Genomic DNA, 17,271 nt, shown 5'->3' on the forward strand with positions numbered 1-17,271 from the left:
TCAGCTCTCCTGTGCGTTCAGCTCGGCCCGCAGCTGCTCGCGCTGTTCGAGGAGCTGGGGGGTGGGCTCGGCGTAGACGTGGTCGAAGATCTCGAGGAGGTCGGGCTCCGTGTCGGCGTTCATCCGCGCCCGCAGGTCCGCGGCGAACGACTCGCCCTGGGCGCGGGCGGACTCGACGTCCTCGTCGGTGAGCAGGCCGCGCCCGCGCAGGTACGCCTCCAGCCGCGGCAGCGGGTCGGCCGCGCTCCAGCGCCGCACCTCGTCGTCGTCGCGGTAGCGGGTGGCGTCGTCGGCGTTGGTGTGCGCGTCCATCCGGTACGTGTGCGCCTCGACGAGGAACGGGCCCTTCCCGGAGCGCGCGTGCTCGACGGCCGCGCCCAGCACGGACAGCACCGCCACGAGGTCGTTGCCGTCCACCTGCTCGGCGGGCACGCCGTACCCGACGCCCTTGTACGCCAGCGCCGGCGCCGCGCTCTGCTTGGCCAGCGGCACGGAGATGGCGTACTTGTTGTTCTGCACGAAGAAGACGACCGGCGCCTTGAGCACGGCGGCGAAGTTGAGCGCCTCGTGGAAGTCGCCCTCGCTGGTGCCACCGTCCCCGATGAAGGCCATCACCACGCCGTCCTCGCCCTTGCGGCGCATCGCCTCGGCCATGCCGGTGGCGTGCAGCACCTGCGTGGCCAGCGGCGTGCACTGCGGCGCCACCCGGGTCGCGGCCGGGTCGTAGCCGCAGTGCCAGTCGCCGCGCAGCAGCGTCAGCACCTCGACCGGGTCGAGGCCGCGCGCCACCAGCGCCACCGAGTCGCGGTAGGTGGGGAACAGCCAGTCCCGCTCGCGCAGCGCCAGCACGCCCGCGACCTGGCAGGCCTCCTGGCCGCGGCTGGACGGGTAGACGGCGAGCCGGCCCTGCTTGGTCAGCGCCGTCGCCTGGGTGTCGAAGCGCCGTCCCACGACCATCCACCGGTACGCCGCGCGTAGCAGGTCGTCCGGTGGCGCCGCGTACCCCGCGGGCGCCTTGACGGCGGAGCCGTCCTCATCGACGAACCGGATGGGCGCCTGCGAGGGCAGCAGCTCCCGCACGGCTTTCGCCGACGTCTTCGTGGACATGAAGACACTCACTTTCTGCTGGTCGGAGCGCTCGCCCAGGCTTCGGCCAGGGCGAGGAAGGCGGAGTTCTCCTCCGGCAGGCCGATGGTCACGCGCACGCCCTCGCCGGGGAACGCGCGCACCACCACGCCCTCGCCGAGGCAGTGGGCGGCGAAGGCGTCGCTGTCCCGGCCGAGGGGGAGCCAGACGAAGTTGGCCTGCGAGCTGGGCAGGTCATGGCCGAGGGCGCGCAGCTCGCGGGTGACGCGCTCGCGCTCGGCGACGGTGAGGGCGCAGCGCCTGGCCACCTCGGCCCGGTCGAGGAGCGCGGCGACGGCGGCCTCCTGGGCGAGGGCGGTGACGCTGAAGGGGATCTGCGTCTTGCGCGCCTGCGCGATGACGTCCGCGGGGCCGACGCAGTAGCCGACGCGCAGCCCGGCCAGCGCGTACGCCTTGGAGAACGTCCGCACGACGGCGACGTTGGGCCGGTCGCCGAGCAGGTCCAGCGCGTCCGCGGCCGGGTCCGCGTACTCGCGGTAGGCCTCGTCGACGACGATCAGCACGTGCTCGGGCACCCGGTCGGCGAAGTCGCGCAGGGCGCGCGCCCCGACGGCGGTCGAGGTCGGGTTGTTGGGGTTGCAGACGAAGATCAGGCGCGTCCGGCCGGTGACCGCCGCCGCCATCGCGGGCAGGTCCTGCGCGTGGTCACGCAGCGGCACCCGTACGGCGACGCCGCCCGCGACGGCGGTGAGGATCGGGTACGCCTCGAACGAGCGCCAGCCGAAGACCACCTCCGACCCCGGATCGACCACCGTGTGCAGAAGCTGCGCGCAGACCTCCGAGGAGCCCGCGCCCACCGCGATCCGCCCCGCGGCCACGCCGTGGTGTGCGGCGAGCGCGTCGACGAGCCGGCCGGCGCCCATGTCCGGGTAGCGCGCCAGGCCGCCGGCGAGCTCGGCCAGCCGGGCGGCCACGCCGGGCAGCAGCCCGTACGGCGACTCGTTGCTGGCCAGGACCGCCGCTCCGGGCACCTTCCTGCCCGGCACGTACGACCGGAGCCCGGCCAGCGACGAACGGACGTGCACCATCGGCGATCCTTCCTGCGGACATTTGTCACAGAAAGCGTCCGTCCAGCTGGCCATCCGTTCAAGACACGATGGATAATGAGCGACAAATGGTTCGAAACCGGCTCTTGGAGGGCCAATTGTCGTCTGAAGAGGCCCCTGGGAACGGCTGGCCGGGACGTTCGGCCACCGGGCTGGACGCGGTGGACCGCGCGATCATCGCCGAGCTCCTGCGCGACGGCCGGATGTCGGTGCGCACGCTCGCCGAGCGGGTGCACATCTCGCGGGCCAACGCCTACGCCCGCCTGACCCGGCTGGTGGACGACGGCGTGATCACGGGCTTCACCGTCGAGCTCGCCCCGCACAAGGCCGGCCTGGGCACCAGCGCGTACGTGTCGGTGACCATCGAGCAGAACTCCTGGCGCGCGGTGCTGGCCCAGCTCAGGGAGATCCCGTTCGTCGAGCACTTCGCCATGGTCGGCGGCGACTACGACATCCTGGTCCTGGTCAGGACACCGGACAACGAGACGCTGCGGCACGTGGTGCTGGAGCGCGTGCAGGACGTGCCGGGCGTGCTGTCCACGCGCACGTGGCTGGTGTTCGACGAGGCGCGGGGCAGTGGCGCGCAGTGGGGGGCGCCGGACTAGGACTTGAGGGTCCGGTACTCCTCGAAGACGGCCTCGATGTGCCGGACCATGAACGTGTAGTACTCGTGCATCTCGTGCAGCCGCCCGCGCTGCGGCTCGGGGAGCTCGTCGCCGCGCGACCGCGCGTGCTCCGCGAGGGCCAGCAGCTCCTTCATCTGCTCCAGCACGTGCTGCAGGCAGCCGATCCAGGCGTCGTGGCGCCACTCGTAGCCGTACTGGCGAGAGCCGGGCTCCTTGAAGCGCCGCACGGTGCCGCTGTCGACCAGCAGGCGGGTGATCTCGGAGACCGAGCCCTTGCTCGCGTCGAGCGCGCTCTGCAGCTCCGCCGTCGTCATGGGCCGGGGGCTGAGCATCAGCACGCCTGCGGCGCGCCCCGCCATGGGCGGCCAGCCCATGGCACGGCCGATGCGCAGGCCGAAGTCGTCGATCAAGGGGCTCAGGTCGCCGGCCAGGCTGGACACCACCCGTCTCCCAACGGTCAGAAAAAAATGAACTTTCACTCTTGACTGAACTTTTTGCTCACGGCAGTCTACCGGCTAGCCGCGGTCCGGACTTTTCCGGCCGCCCTGAGCAGGAGGTTCGCCGTGACAGACACGGGCTGGGACATCATCGTCGTGGGCGCGGGCTCCGCCGGCGCGGCGCTCGCCGCCCGCGCCGCCGGACGAGGCAGGCGCGTCCTCCTCCTGGAAGCGGGCCCCGACTTCCGATCGGCGCAGACGCACGAGGCGTGGCGCTCGCCGAACCCGGTCCGCGCCCTGCTCGACCCCGCCGCGGTCGAGGGCATGGTCTGGCCGGGCGTCGAGTCCTCGCGCACCGACCGGCAGGCGCAGGCCCCGTACTGGCGTGGCAGGGGCGTGGGCGGCAGCTCCTCGATCAACGGGCAGATCGCGATCCGCCCGCCGGCCGAGGACTTCGAGGACTGGGCCGCCGCGGGCTGCGCCGGCTGGTCCTGGCAGGACGTGCTGCCGTACTTCGCCAGGCTGGAGGACGACGAGGAGTTCGGCGACGAGCCCTACCACGGGCGCGGCGGCCCCACCCCGATCTTCCGCACGCCGCGCGAGCGGTGGGGCTCGGTGGACTCCGCCCTGTGCGACGCCGCGCTGGCCGCCGGGCACCCCTGGGCGCCCGACGTCAACGCGCCGGGCGCGAGCGGCGTCTCGCCGTACCCGATCAACTCCCGCGACGGGCGCAGGGTGTCGGTCAACGACGGCTACCTGGAGCCCGCCCGATCCCTGCCCGGCCTCACCGTACGCGGCGGAGCCCTGGTCGACCGGGTGCTGTTCGCCGGGAACCGGGCCGTCGGCGTACGGGTCGTCGAGGACGGCACGGTCACCACCGAGCACGCCGCCGAGATCGTGCTCAGCGCCGGCGTCATCCACTCCCCGGCCATCCTGCTGCGCTCCGGCGTGGGGCCCGCGGCCGACCTCGGACGGCTCGGCATCGAGGTCCGGCAGGACCTGCCCGTCGGCCACGGCATGCAGGACCACCCGATGATCGTCATCAGCCTGCTCCTCGCGGAACACGCCGCCATCCGCACCGCCGACGACCGCCACACCAACGTCTGCGTCCGCTACACCAGCGGCCCCGGCGGCCTGCCGCACGACATGATGTTCGTCTCGCTGAACCAGAACGTGCTGTCTATGGAGGCCGCCGACAAGCGGCTGCCCGCCGGCGGCGTGGGCGTGTGGCTCAACCAGAACCACTCGCGCGGCGTGCTGACCCTCCGCTCCGCCGACCCCGAGGCGCAGCCCGAGGTGCGCGAGCGCATGTTGTCGGACGCGCGCGACCTGGAGCGCCTGCGCCTGGGCGTGCGCGCCCTGGCCGAGCTCGCCCGCGGGCCCGAGGTCGCCCGCATCCTGGCCGCCTCCGCCGAGGCCGCCAACGCCCGGCTGTTCGAGGTGCTGGACGACGACGCCGCGCTCGGCGAGCACCTCCTGGCCACCGCCATGGACGCCCAGCACGGCACCAGCACCTGCCGCATGGGCGACCCGGGCGACGCCACCACCGTGGTCGACCCGGCGTGCCGCGTCCTCGGGCTCGACGGGCTGCGCGTGGTGGACGCCTCGATCTTCCCGTCCGTGCCGCGGGCCAACACGAACCTGACAGCGATCATGGCCGGCGAGCTCATGGCCGACCGCCTCTAGGAGGACCCCTTGAAGACCCTGCAGAACCTGATCGGCGGCGTCTGGCAGGACGCCCGCGGCACCCGCTTCCACGACGTGGTGAACCCGGCGACCGAGGAGGCCGTCGCCCGCTGCCCCAGCGGCTCGGCCGAGGACGCGCGCCTGGCCGTGGACGCCGCCGTGGCGGCGCAGCCCGCCTGGGCCGCGCTCCCCGTCGCCGACCGCGTGGCCCGCCTGACCCGCTGGGCCGACACGGTCGCCGCGCACGCCGGGGAGCTGGCCGAGGCCGAGTGCCTTGAGATGGGCAAGCCGGTCGCCCTCGGCGCCGCGTTCATCGGCGGCGCCGCGCAGGCGTTCAAGGTCGCGGTGGCCGAGGCCCTGGACTACCCGTTCGAGGAGACGATCGCGGGCCAGGACGGCGGCAGCACCACGATCGTGCGCCACCCGCTCGGCGCCACCGCCGTCATCGTGCCGTGGAACTTCCCCGTGCCGATGACCCTCGGCGCGCTCGGCCCGCTGCTAGCAGCCGGGAACACCGTCGTGCTCAAGCCGTCCGAGCGCTCGCCGCTGTCGGCGGTGCGGCTGCTGGAGCTCATGGACCTGCCGGCCGGCGTGGTCAACCTGGTCCTCGGCGACTCGCGGGCCGGCGCGCCGCTGACCGCCGACGAGCGGATCGGCCTCGTGCACTTCACCGGCTCCGTCGAGGCGGGACGCGAGGTCGGCGCGCGGAGCGGGGGGCTGCTGCACCGCTCGATCCTGGAGCTCGGCGGCAAGGACCCCGTCATCGTGGACGCGGGCGTGGACCCGGTGGCGACGGCCGCCGCGGTCGCGTTCGGCGCGTTCGCCAACACCGGGCAGATCTGCACCTCCATGGAACGCGTCTACGTGCACCGGGACGTCGCCGAGCCGTTCATCGCCGCGCTCGTCGAGGCCGCCGGAGCGTACCCGGCCGGCGACGTGCTCGGGCCTCTGGTGGACCGGCGGCAGCGGGACGTCGTCGTCCGGCACGTCACCGACGCCGTCGAGCGCGGCGCGACCGTCCGCGCCGGCGGGGTGGTGCCCGAGGGCAAGGGCTTCTACTACCCCGCCACCGTGCTCACGGACGTGGACGAGTCCATGCTGATCATGACGGAGGAGACGTTCGGGCCGGTCGCCCCCGTCGCCGTCGTCTCCTCCTTCGAGGAGGGCGTGGAGCGGGCGAGCGCCACCCGGTACGGCCTGGCCGCCACCGTCTACACCGCCGACCCGGCACACGTCGCCGCGGCGCGCCGCATCCCGGCCGGCGTCGTCTGGGTGAACCAGTGGCAGGGCGGCGGCCCCGAGCGGCTCTACGAGCCGGCGGGCGACAGCGGCATGGGCGCCACGGGAGCCCGCGCCGCCTACGACGCCGCCACCCGCCCCACCTCCGTCCACCTCGCCCCGACCGCCTGATGTCCGCCCACGACGGCGCGGCCACCAGCCGAGCGCGCGCTCAGGGCGGCGCGGCGGGTCAGAACGGGATCGGCAGGCGCACCATCCCGGCCAGGGCGAGGAGCTGATCGGCGTCGTCGACCGGCGGCTGGATCCGCCGCATGATCCACTGCTTGACCTCCTTGCCCCGCTCCCCGGCGAGCGCGACCTCCCGGTCCCAGCCCTTCGTGTAGAGCCCGCCGGCGGCCCCCAGGTCCAGGCAGGTCACGTACGGCGCGGGCGCGAAGTCGAGCGGCGGCAGCCCGAGCAGGTCGGCGGCGGCGTTGTGCCCGGCCGTCTTGCCCATCGGGGTCGCGTGCTGGCAGGCCTGCATGACGGCGTGGTCGTCGTCGAAGCGGGCCGCCGCCACGTCCCCGGCGGCGAACACGGCTCCGGACGGCTCCTCGACCCGCATCCACCGGTCGACGGCCAGCCGGCCGAGCCGGTCACGCCGCCCCGGGATCTGCTCGGTAAGTGCGTCGGCCCGCACCCCGGCCGTCCAGACGACCGCGTCGGCGGCGACCCGCGTCCCGCCGGACAGCACCGCCCCGCCGGGCTCGACGGCCCGCAGGCCGGTGCCCAGCCGCAGCTCGACGCCCAGCCGGTCCAGGGCGTCCTCGATGTACGGCCGCGGCGCGGGCCCGAGGTCCGGCCCGACGACGTCGGCCTGGTCCACGAGCACCACCCGGCCGCGCCCGGCCAGCTCGGTGGCCACCTCCAGGCCGGTGAACCCGGCCCCGACCACCACGGCCGTGAACCCCTCCCTGCCCCGCAGGTGCCCGGCCAGCCGCCGCGCGCCCGCCAGCGTGTCCACGTCGAACAGCAGGCCGGCGCCCGGCAGGTCGGGCCGCACCAGCCGGCTGCCCGTCGCCAGCACCAGCCGGTCGTAGCCGATCACGTCTCCGCCGGCGTGCACCCGGCGGGCGGCCACGTCGATGTGCTCGGCCCAGGCGCGGCGGTGGCGGACGCCGATGGGCTTGAGCAGCCCGGCCAGCGGGACGGTCGCGCGGTCCGGCTCGGCCTCGTACATCCGCGGGCGCAGCACGAGGTCGTCGTCCGGCGAGATCAGCGTGACGTCCAGGTCGGCGCCGCCGCGTACGCGCGCGGCGGCGGCGGCCGCCCACACCCCCGCGAAACCCCCACCGATGATCACGATGTGCGGCATGTGTGTCTCCTCAGTCTGTGACGTGCTCCCGTACGCCAGGCAGACAACACAGCCCGCTCAAAGGTGACCGAGATGCCGGATCTTTTCTGGATTCACCACCCGCCAGATGGTGACGACCCTGCCGTCGCGGATCTCGAACGTGTCCACCCACGCCGGCACGCCGTCCCGGTAGGTGATCAGCGCCGGCTGCCCGCCCACCTCGATCGGCTCGATCCGCTCGGCCGGGCGCCGCCCCTCGATCCACGCCAGCATCGGCGCCAGCCGGTCGCGTCCGCGGACCGGCACGCGGGCGGCCTTCGTCCTGCCGCCGCCGTCGGCGACGTACACCACGTCCGGATCCAGCACCGCCACCAGCCGGGCCAGGTCACCGGCCTGCGAGGCGGCGCGGAAGGCGGCCACCACCCGCTCGCGCTCGCCGCGCGCGATCTCCGGCTCCCTGCCGCGGGCGGCCGCCACCCGCCCGCGCGCCCGGGAGGCCAGCTTGCGCGCGGCCGGCACGGACCTGCCGAGCACCTCGGCGATCCGCTCGAACGGCAGCCCGAACACGTCGTGCAGGACGAACGCCACCCGCTCAGGCGGCGCCAGCTCCCGCATCACCACCATCATCGCCGTGCCCACCGACTCGTCCACCAGCACCGGCCCGGCCGCGTCGGGCCCGGTCAGCAGCGGCTCGGGCAGCCACGGCCCGACGTAGTCCTCGCGCCGCACCCTGGCCGACTTCAGCACGTTGTACGACGTGCGCGCCGCCACCGTGATCAGCCACGCCCGCAGGTCCGCCACCCGCGCCAGATCATCGGCGCCCGCCGCCCGCAGCCAGACCTCCTGCACCACGTCCTCGGCCTCGGCCACGCTGCCGAGCAGCCGGTACGCCGCGCCGAACACGGCCGGCCGATGCAGCTCCCACTCCTGCTCCAGACGAGGGCTCAGCTCCATCCCGGGCATTCTAGGCACTCTCCGCGCGGGCGCCGCCGCGGGGCTCCGCGCCGCCGTCCGCCCGGGCACCGCCGCGGGGCTCCGCGCCGCCGTCCGCCGGACGGCTACTCGGCGGTGCGGGTCAGCACGTCGCGGATGAGGGCGGCCACCTCCTCGGGGGTGAAGTCCATCGCGTTCTCGCCGACGGTGACCTCGAAGCTGCAGCGGGACGGGTCGGGCCCGCTGCGCACCCGGCCCCAGAGCTGCACGCCCTGCTCCTCCAGCAACGCCCGGCCGGCCTGCTCGACGGCCCGCCGGGACGCGGGCAGGTGCACGTGGAACAGCGGCGTCTGCGGCGGGTCCGGGCGGGTGCGGGCGGCGCCGTCGGCGTTGACGGCGGCCGCGATGGCGATCGCGTGCTCGCGGTAGGCGGGCATCCGCTCCGCGACCGTGTCGAGGCCGGTCAGGGCGGCCAGGGCGAGCGGCCACGCGTCGGCGATGCCGCCGCCGAGCCGCTGCCGCCACACCGCCGCCGCGGCCACGGTGCCCGCGTCGGCGGCGAGCACGGCGCCCCGTACGCCCTGCAGGCTCTTGTAGAGCGAGACGTACACGGAGTCGAACAGGCCGGCGATCTCGTCGAGCGGCCGCCGGTAGTACGTCTGGGCCTCCCACAGCCGCGCCCCGTCGAGGTGCGCGGCGGCGCCGGTGGCCCGCATCAGCCCGACCTGCTCGCCCAGCTCGTCCCACTCCGGGAGCAGGCCGCCGAGGTCACGCTGCGGCAGCTCCCACACCACCGCCGCCAGCGGCTCGCCGATCGCGGTCAGGTCTCGTGCCGTCATCAGCTCGTGCATGTCACCGGTGCGGCGGAAGCCCAGCCCGTGGACGGCGTTGTAGCCCTGCTCCTCCCACACGTCCAGATGCGTGAACGGGTGCCCGGCGAAGGTGCGGCGCCCGCTGCGGTCGGCGTACACGCGCAGCACCGCCTGCTGCGCCATCGTCCCGCTCGGGAAGAACAGCGCGCGCTCCTTGCCGAGCAGCCCGGCCAGGCGCCGCTCCAGCACGGCGACCGGGCCGTCGGGGCCGTCCGGCGGGGTGTCGTCGTCCACCAGCTCCAGCATCCGCTCCAGCACCGCGCGGGGCCTGCGCCGGAGTGGCGCGTGCAGGAACAGGGCCCGTCGTACGGGCGGGTCGCCATCGGCCATGATCGGCTCCCAACGCGTGTGTCGTGCGCTCCGCAAGGGTTGCCCTGCCGAATGTATCGCCTGTCATCCGGACGGGAGCCGGTCGGTGCGCCGCGTGGCGGCCAGCCCCGCGGCCAGCGCGAGCACGGCGATGCCGTGGCCGAGGCCGCCGGTGTAGCTGCCGTGCGGGTGCACCGGCACGTGCCAGGACAGGGAGAGCCCGATCGCGATCGCCATCGGCTGCGACAGGGCCAGCGCGACCCCCGCGTAACGGGGCAGTACCCCCGCCCGCGCGGTGGCCACGCCGAACAGCAGCAGCCCGAGCGAGAACAGGCCCGGCCCCACCGGGAAGGCGATGGCCACCATCGCGTCGCCGCCCAGCAGGACCCCGAGGTTGCCGGCGGCCGAGACGGCCATGCCCGCCAGGGTGCCGGCCAGCCCGGCGGTGGCGAGGGCGCCGGTGCGCTCGCGCTGGATCCGGTGCACTCCGGCGACGACGACCGCGTACAGCGTCCAGGGGACGAGGACGAGCGCGTCCCGGTAGTCGCGCGGCGGCGGCGTGAGGAACGACTCCACGGCGAGCGCCGCCCAGCCGGCGGCACTGGCGACCGCCAGGGTCGCGTACAGGGTCACGTACGGTGAAACGGTTCTTCTCATGACGGACACCATCACCGGCGGGCCGGCCGGGCGTCATGATGCGCAGGTCACCCGAAATCCGGGACATATAGCCCCATGACCGCGGGACATCGCCGATGGCACCATTCCTGGCGTGACGCGTACCTCGATCCGATGGGCCACCACCGCCGGGATCGCTCTGCTGTGCCTGGTGGCGGGCGCGCTCGCGGCCGAGCCCCGGCTCCGCGAGCTGGGCGTGACCGGGCTGGTGGAGCGGTTCGACGGCTTCCGGGCGGTGGCGGGGCTGGCCTTCGGGCTGCCCGGCGTGTTCGTGCTGGCGCAGCGGCCCGCCTCCCGTGTCGGGCTGCTGATGGCGGCGGTGGGCGCGGCGCAGGCCGTGGGCGTGGCGCTGTCGGCGTACGGGCTGCTGGGCATCAACGATCGGGGCCTGCCGGGCGACGACTGGGCGATGTGGCTGTCGAACTGGTTGTGGATGCCCGCCTACCTGGCGGTGCCGGCCCTGTTCCCGCTGATCTTCCCGGACGGGCGGCTGCCGTCGCGGCGCTGGCGGCCCGTCGCGGCCCTGGCCCTGGCCGGCATCGCCGTCAACACCGCCGACTGGGCATGGCGGCCCGTCACCGTCGTGGACATCGCCGGGCTCTACCCGCCCGGCTACACCGGGGTGCTGGCCGGGCTGCCGCCGTTCCCGCCCGCGCTGCGCGTGGCGGGCATCGCGTGCGCCGCCGTCGCCGCCGCGCTGGCCGTCGCCTCCCTCGCGGTCCGCTACCGGCGCGCCTCCCTCGCGGCCCGCACCCAGAGCGTCCCTCCGGCGGCCGGCGACCAGGGCGCCTTTCCCGCCGCCGGTGGCCAGGGCGCCTTCCCGGCGGCCGGTGGCCCGGGCGCCCTTCCGGCGGCCGGTGGCCAGGGTGTCCACGCCCCGGCCAGTGACCGGAGGCCTTCCCCCACGGGCGGTGACCAGGGGGATCTCCAAGCGGTCAGTGACCGAGGGGTTTCTCTCGCCGCCAGTGAGCGGCGGGCGCAGGAGGCGGAGCGCCGCCAGCTGCAGTGGGTGCTGGCGGCGGCGCTGGTGACCGCGGTGCTGCTGGCCGCGGGCCAGGTGCTGCCGGTGGGCGGGCCGCTGCTGGTCGCGCTCACCCCCGTGCCGCTGCCCGTGGCCGTGGCCATCGCCGTGGTGGCGCACCGCCTGTGGGACCTCGACCTGCTGCTCTCCCGCGCGCTGGCCTTCGCCGGCGTCAGCGCGCTGCTGCTGGCCGCGTACGCGGTGGCGGTCTTCGCGCTCGGCCGGGTGGTCGGCGCCACGGCCGGCGCCGCGCTCGCGGCCTTCGCCGTCCATCCCCTGTACGCCCGCGCCCGCGCCAAGGCCAACCAGCTCGTCTACGGCGACCGCGACGACCCCGGCCAGACGTTGCGCCGGCTGGGCGCCCGCCTGGCAGGCGCGGAGCCGCCCGGCCGGCTGCTCGACCGCATGGCCGCCGAGCTGGCCCGCAGCCTGCGCGTGCACCACGTCGCCGTGGAGGAGTCCGGGGTGATCGTGGCGAGATGGGGCGAGCCCGGCGCCGACGCGGAGGCCGTTCCCCTGCACCACGCGGGCGAGCAGGTCGGCACGCTGCTGGTGGGCGAGCGGCTGCGCCCCGCCGACCGCGCCAGGCTCGCCGAGCTGGCCCCGCACCTGGCGGTGGCCGTGCACGCCCACCGCCTCGACGCCGACCTCGAACGCTCGCACCGCCGCCTGCTGGCCGCCCGCCAGGAGGAGCGGGACCGCCTGATGTACGAGCTGCACGACGGCCTCGGGCCCACCCTGGCCGCGCTCGCCCTGCACATCGACAAGGGCCGCCGCCTCGTGGACACCGATCCCGCCCAGGCCAAGGAGCTGCTCGGCGACCTGGCGTCCCGTACCCGGAGCACCGTGGACACCGTCCGCGCGATCGTGCACGACCTGGCCCCGCCGCCGCTGGACGAGCTCGGCCTGACCGGCGCGCTGGCCGAGCTCGGGAACACCTTCGCCGGCCACCTGACGGTCGAGCTCGACGCGCCGCCCGACCTGCCCGAGCTGCCCGCGGCGGTGGAGCTGGCCGCGTACCGCATCACCGCCGAGGCGCTCACCAACGCGGCCAGGCACGCCCGCGCCACCCTCTGTACGGTACGGTTGCGCGCGCACGACGACCTGGAGCTGACCGTGGACGACGACGGAGCAGGCGTGGGCTCGCCGGCCCGCCGCGGGTTCGGCCTGACCTCGATGCGGCGCCGCGCCGAGGAGCTGAACGGCACGTTCGACCTCGTCACGGGCGGCGCGGGCACCAGCGTGCGCGTCCTGATCCCCCTGTCGCCCGGCGGCTCCGGCGCTGGCTTTGGCTCCGGCCCCGGTCCCAGCCCCGGTTCCGGCCCGCTGAGGCCCGCCGGCGCCCGCCCTTCGCGGGAGAACGCCCGCCTCCCGCGGGACGACGCCCGGTGACCCGCGTCGTGGTGGTCGAGGACCATCCCGTCTTCGCCGAAGGGCTCGTCGCGCTGCTCACCGACCTGCCCGGCGTGGAGGTCGCCGGCGTGGCCGCCACCGGCGAGGCCGCCGTGGAGCTGGTCGCCCGTACCCTGCCCGACGTCGTGCTGATGGACCTGCGCCTGCCCGGCATGGACGGCGTCGAGGCCACCGCCCGTATCACCGCCGTCCACCCGCGCGTGGCCGTGCTGGCGCTGACCATGATGTCGGACGACGCCACGGTCCTGGCCGCCCTGCGCGCCGGCGCCCGCGGCTACCTGCTCAAGGAGGCCACGCCCGCCGAGATCGCCCGCTCCCTGGAGGCCGTGGCGGACGGGCAGGTGGTCTTCAGCGCCGCGGCCGGCAGCCGTGTCCTCGACGCGCTGGCGTCCCCGCACGTACGGCCCCGGCCGCTGCCCGAGCTGACCGACCGCGAGCTGGAGGTGCTGGGCCTGCTGGCCACCGGCCTCACCAACACCGCCATCGCCCAGCGGCTGTTCCTCAGTGAGAAGACCGTGCGCAACCACGTCACCAACATCTTCGCCAAGCTCGGCGTCTCCGACAGGGCCGCAGCCGTGGCCCGCGCCCGCGACGCCGGCCTGGGTGGCTGACGTGATCGCCGTCCTGGGTGGCTGACGTGATCGCCGGACCTCATACTGAGCCCGTGGAGATCCGCGTGCTGGGGCCGGTGGAGGTCGTGGAGGCGGGGCGGCCACGCAAGCTGGGGCCGCTCAAGGAGCGCACGCTCCTGTGCCTGCTGGTGCTGGCCGACCGCCGGGCCGTCTCGCCGCACGTGCTGGTCGACCGGCTGTGGGGCGACGACCCGCCGCCGGAGCCGCTCGTCTCGTTGCGGGCGTACGTGTCCAACCTGCGCCGCGCCCTGGAGCCGGAACGCAGGCCGCGCACCCCCAGCCTGCTCAGCCACGGGACCGCCGGTTACCGGCTCGCCATCGCCCCCGACACCGTGGACGTCACCCGCTTCGCCCGGCTGGTGACACGGGCCGAGCGCGCCCTCGGCGGCGGGGAGCCGGGGGAGGCCGAGCGGGCGGCGGCCGGGGCGCTGTCGCTGTGGCGCGGCGAGCCGTACGCGGAGCTCGACGGGCGCGAGTACGCGATGGCGGCGCAGGCCCGCGTGGTCGAGCTCCGGGACCGGGCGCGCGAGCTGCTCATCACGGCGGGCATGGAGCAGGGGCGGCATGCCGAGATGCTGGGCGAGCTGGAGGCGCTGACCCGCGAGCATCCGCTGCGCGAACGGCTGTGGAGCCTGCGCGCGCTCGCCCTGTACCGCAGCGGCCGGCAGGGCGACGCGCTCGACGCGCTGCGCACCGCCCGCCGCGTGCTGGCCGAGGAGCTCGGCATCGACCCCGGCGACGAACTGCGCGCCTTGGAACGCGACATCCTCACCCAATCACCCGCCTTACGCCCACCCACACCCCCCACCCCACCGCCGCCCCACCCGGCCACCACGCCTCACCCGGGCCCGCCGCCCGCCACGGCACCGCGTCATCCCGCCACCGCCCCTCACCCGGGCCCGCCGCCCGCTCTGGTACCGCCGCACCCGGCCACCACGGCGCCGGGCCCGCCGGCTGCCGCCGCACCTCGTCATCCGTCCGCCGCGACACCGCCTCCACCGGGCATTGCGTCGGCGCACACGGTGGCCGCGCCCGCGTCCGGGGCATCGCACGCCGACGACACGCCCCCGCGTCCGGCGCACTCCTCCGCCGCCCAGGCCGCTCCCGAGGCGGGCCCCGCTGTCGCGGACGGACCCGCTTCCGCCCGGCGCGAGCCCACCGCCGGGCTTGCCGCCACCGGCTCGTCCGAGCCCGCCGCCGGCCCGCCCGCTCCCATCGGCTCGCCCGCTCCCGTCGGCCCGCCCCCTTCCGCTGGCCCGTCGGCTGCCTTCACCCGTCCGGCGCTCGCCGGGCGGGCCGCCGAGCTGGCCGCCGTCGAGGAGGCGCTCGGCCAGGTGGCCGGAGGACGTCCGGGGTTCCTGCTGATCACCGGCGAACCGGGCGTCGGCAAAACGCGACTCGCCGAGGAGGCCGTGGCCCGCGCGCAGGCGCGAGGTTTCGAGGTGGCCGTCGGGCGGTGCGCCGCGATCGAGGGCGCGCCCGCGTTCTGGCCCTGGACGACCCTGCTGGAACGACTGACCGCCGCCCTGCCCGCCGTCCCCGCCGACGTGCGCGACGACCTGCCCGGCGCCGGCATGGGCGAGCGGGCGGACCCCGAGGGCGCGCGCTTCCGCGCCTACCGGGCCACGGCCGAGGTCCTGTCGGCAGCGTCGGCCAGGGGGCCGGTCGCCATCGCCCTGGACGACCTGCAGTGGGCGGACCACTCCTCGCTGCGGCTGCTCGCCTACCTGGCCGAGGTCCTGATCGAGGGCCCGGTCCTGATGATCTGCACGGCCCGCGAGACGGCGTCCGACGCGACGTTGACCGACACGTTCGCGGCCCTGTCGCGGCGCGGGGCCGTGCGGCTGGCGCTGACCGGCCTCGATCTCGGCGAGCTGGCCGGACTGGTGCCGCGGGAGGTGGCCTCGCCGCAGATCCTGCGCGTGCTGCGGGACAGGACAGGCGGCAACCCGTTCTTCGTGACCGAACTGGTACGCCTCATGATCGGCGGCGCCGACCCCCGCGAGGCCCTGCCGCTGGGCGTCAAGGACGTGGTGCTCGGCCGGGTGGGCCGCCTGCCCGCCGCGACCGGCGAGCTGCTGCGCGTGGCGGCCGTGGCGGGACGGGAGTTCGACGCCGCGGTCACCGCGGAGGCGGCCGGGCTCTCCCTGGACGAGACACTGGACGTCCTGGAGCCGGCCGTGCGCACGTCGCTGCTCGTGGAGGGGCGGCCGGGGCGGCTCAGGTTCGCGCACGCGCTGGTGCAGGAGGCGCTCAGTGACGCGCTCACCCCGATGCGCAGGGCCAGGCTGCACGCCGCCGTCGCCGCGGCGGTGGAGGCCCGCGGCCACGTGCCCGCCGCGGACCGGCTGGCCACGGCCGCGCACCACTGGCTGCTCGCCGCGCCGGCCGGGCACGCGCGCCGCGCCTGGCAGGCCGCTGCCGCCGCCGCGCGCCAGGCCGTGCGGTTGCGCGCCCACGACGTGGCCGCCGGCCTGCTCACCCGCGCCGCCGAGGTGGCCGACGCCGATCCGGACGTGGCGCCGTCCGAGCGCGTGGACCTGCTGCTGGCCCTGGCGGACGCGCTCATCGGCGCCGGCGACCTGCGCGGGCAGGTGGAGACGCTCGACCGCGCCAGGCGGCTGGCCCGCGAGGCGGACGACCGGCCGCGCCTCATCGCGGCGGCCACGGGCTACGGCGGGCGCATCATCCGCCCGTGGGGCCCGCCCGACGCCTACGACCCCGACCTGACCCGCGACCTGCGCGCCCTGGCCGCCGACCCCGGCCTCAGCGACGCCGAACGCGCCAGGGTGCTGGGCAGCCTGGCCGCGGAGTCGTACCATCGGCCGGGCTCCGAGCTCGCGGAACGCGAGCGGCTGACCCGCGAATCCGTCGCGTGCGCCCGCCGCGACGGCGACCCCGAGCTGCTCGCCTGGGCGCTGAACACCCGCTACGTCGCCCTGTACGCGCCTGACGCGCTCGGCCACCGGCTGGCCGCCGCCGAGGAGATCGTTCGCACCGGCAGGGAGGCCGGCGACGACGAGATGCTGACCGTCGGGCTGACCTACCTGGGCGCCGCGCTGCTCGAAGCCGACCCGTCCCCGAAGGCGCTGGCTCTGGTGGAGGAGGCCGCCGCGCTGGCGGAGCGGCTGCGCACGCCGTTCGTGAGCGTGATGATCGGCTGGTTGCGGCTGGGCCTCGCGCTGCTCGCCGGCGACCGGCCGGCCGCGGAACGGCTCTTCCACGCCACCGCCCAGCAGCACCGCCTCACCTCGATGTGGGGAGCGGAGGAGAGCGTGCTCGGCGGCATGCTGCTGCTCGCGCTGCACGACCAGCGGCACGGGCGGCTGGACCTGGACGTGCTGACAGGGTTCACCGCGTACGGGGGAGAGGCGGGCAGCGGCCAGTGGGCGGCGCCGTTCCTCGCCGCTGCCGGGCGGCACGACGAGGCGCTCGCCCTGATCGGCCCGTGGACGGGGCCGGAGTCGATCGCCCGCGGCTTCCTGTGGCCGCACGAGGTGGCGCTGCGTGCCGACGTCTGGTCCCGGCTCGGCGACCGCCGTGCCTGCGCCGACCTGTACACGATGATCCTCCCGTACGCGGGCCGCCTGTCCATGGCGGGCGTCGGCCTGCCGTTGTGGCCGCTCAGCCGTTCGCTGGCCCAGCTCGCCCGCGCGCTCGGCGACCTGGACGCGGCCGTGCTGCACGGCGAGCACGCCCTGGAGACGGCCACGGCGCTCGGGGCCGACAGCCTGATCACCCTCATCGCCGGCGAGCTGGCCGGGACCTGCGAGGAGCGCGGTGAGACCGGGCGGGCCGCCGGGCTGCGCACGATCGCCGCGCGGGCCGCCGCCCGCGTGAGCGCCAGGGCGGCTCGCCCCGGGTAGCCGGGGGCTCGTCCCGGGTTGGCAGGGCGGCTCACCC

At 75.7% G+C, this 17,271-nt stretch carries 13 protein-coding genes; 6 read left to right on the forward strand and 7 right to left on the reverse strand.

Annotated elements, in window-relative coordinates; genetic code table 11:
- Both pdhA and HD597_RS13160 read right to left on the reverse strand, forming a co-directional pair.
- The gene (gene pdhA / locus HD597_RS13155; RefSeq protein ID WP_253742305.1) at nucleotides 1–1,107 is read right to left on the reverse strand and encodes a pyruvate dehydrogenase (acetyl-transferring) E1 component subunit alpha; all 1,107 of its coding nucleotides are present in this window, start codon (nucleotides 1,105–1,107) and stop codon (nucleotides 1–3) included.
- Between the two features lie 8 nt (nucleotides 1,108–1,115).
- The gene (locus HD597_RS13160) at nucleotides 1,116–2,174 is read right to left on the reverse strand and encodes a histidinol-phosphate transaminase (RefSeq protein WP_253742306.1); all 1,059 of its coding nucleotides are present in this window, start codon (nucleotides 2,172–2,174) and stop codon (nucleotides 1,116–1,118) included.
- Nucleotides 2,175–2,290: 116 nt separating this feature from the next.
- Here HD597_RS13160 and HD597_RS13165 point away from each other — a divergent pair, with 116 nt between their 5' ends.
- Nucleotides 2,291–2,797 (forward strand): Lrp/AsnC family transcriptional regulator, encoded by a 507-nt coding sequence (locus tag HD597_RS13165; protein ID WP_253742307.1) that lies wholly within the window; start codon nucleotides 2,291–2,293, stop codon nucleotides 2,795–2,797.
- On the opposite strand, the gene HD597_RS13170 is transcribed toward HD597_RS13165, so the two are convergent.
- Nucleotides 2,794–3,258: a GbsR/MarR family transcriptional regulator gene (locus HD597_RS13170; RefSeq protein ID WP_253742308.1), complete on the reverse strand. Its 465-nt coding sequence runs from the start codon at nucleotides 3,256–3,258 to the stop codon at nucleotides 2,794–2,796. The genes HD597_RS13165 and HD597_RS13170 overlap by 4 nt on opposite strands.
- Before the next feature lie 123 nt (nucleotides 3,259–3,381).
- On the opposite strand from HD597_RS13170, the gene HD597_RS13175 reads away from it, so the two are divergent.
- A complete protein-coding gene (locus tag HD597_RS13175; protein WP_253742309.1) occupies nucleotides 3,382–4,941 on the forward strand; it encodes a GMC family oxidoreductase in 1,560 nt (519 codons plus the stop codon).
- Between the two features lie 9 nt (nucleotides 4,942–4,950).
- Nucleotides 4,951–6,351, forward strand: coding sequence for an aldehyde dehydrogenase family protein (locus tag HD597_RS13180; RefSeq protein ID WP_253742310.1), 1,401 nt, complete (start codon nucleotides 4,951–4,953; stop codon nucleotides 6,349–6,351).
- A 58-nt stretch (nucleotides 6,352–6,409) separates the two neighbouring features.
- Here the strand turns inward: HD597_RS13180 and HD597_RS13185 are convergent, their stop codons facing one another.
- The 4 genes from HD597_RS13185 to HD597_RS13200 all read right to left on the reverse strand — a co-directional run bounded on the left by HD597_RS13185 (nucleotide 6,410) and on the right by HD597_RS13200 (nucleotide 10,284).
- Entirely contained in the window at nucleotides 6,410–7,534 is a 1,125-nt protein-coding gene (locus HD597_RS13185; RefSeq protein WP_253742311.1) for an NAD(P)/FAD-dependent oxidoreductase, read from the reverse strand.
- 57 nt (nucleotides 7,535–7,591) lie between these two features.
- Complete coding sequence (sigJ, locus tag HD597_RS13190) at nucleotides 7,592–8,467, reverse strand: RNA polymerase sigma factor SigJ (RefSeq protein ID WP_253742312.1); 876 nt, start codon at nucleotides 8,465–8,467, stop codon at nucleotides 7,592–7,594.
- A gap of 104 nt (nucleotides 8,468–8,571) precedes the next feature.
- On the reverse strand, nucleotides 8,572–9,648 hold the full coding sequence (locus tag HD597_RS13195; RefSeq protein ID WP_253742313.1) for a threonine aldolase family protein: 1,077 nt from the start codon (nucleotides 9,646–9,648) through the stop codon (nucleotides 8,572–8,574).
- Nucleotides 9,649–9,711: 63 nt separating this feature from the next.
- The gene (locus tag HD597_RS13200; protein ID WP_253742314.1) at nucleotides 9,712–10,284 is read right to left on the reverse strand and encodes a hypothetical protein; all 573 of its coding nucleotides are present in this window, start codon (nucleotides 10,282–10,284) and stop codon (nucleotides 9,712–9,714) included.
- A 112-nt stretch (nucleotides 10,285–10,396) separates the two neighbouring features.
- On the opposite strand from HD597_RS13200, the gene HD597_RS13205 reads away from it, so the two are divergent.
- Genes HD597_RS13205 through HD597_RS13225 form a run of 3 tightly spaced genes read left to right on the forward strand, consistent with a single transcriptional unit; the run spans nucleotide 10,397 to nucleotide 17,234 of the window.
- Nucleotides 10,397–12,715 (forward strand): histidine kinase, encoded by a 2,319-nt coding sequence (locus tag HD597_RS13205; RefSeq protein WP_253742315.1) that lies wholly within the window; start codon nucleotides 10,397–10,399, stop codon nucleotides 12,713–12,715.
- Nucleotides 12,712–13,347 (forward strand): response regulator transcription factor, encoded by a 636-nt coding sequence (locus HD597_RS13210; RefSeq protein WP_253742316.1) that lies wholly within the window; start codon nucleotides 12,712–12,714, stop codon nucleotides 13,345–13,347. The genes HD597_RS13205 and HD597_RS13210 overlap by 4 nt, the downstream gene beginning before the upstream one ends.
- Before the next feature lie 53 nt (nucleotides 13,348–13,400).
- On the forward strand, nucleotides 13,401–17,234 hold the full coding sequence (locus tag HD597_RS13225; RefSeq protein WP_308210604.1) for an ATP-binding protein: 3,834 nt from the start codon (nucleotides 13,401–13,403) through the stop codon (nucleotides 17,232–17,234).
- The last annotated feature ends 37 nt before the right edge of the window (nucleotides 17,235–17,271 follow it).

This window comes from Nonomuraea thailandensis (genome assembly GCF_024172165.1).
Taxonomy (GTDB): Bacteria; Actinomycetota; Actinomycetes; order Streptosporangiales; family Streptosporangiaceae; genus Nonomuraea; species Nonomuraea thailandensis.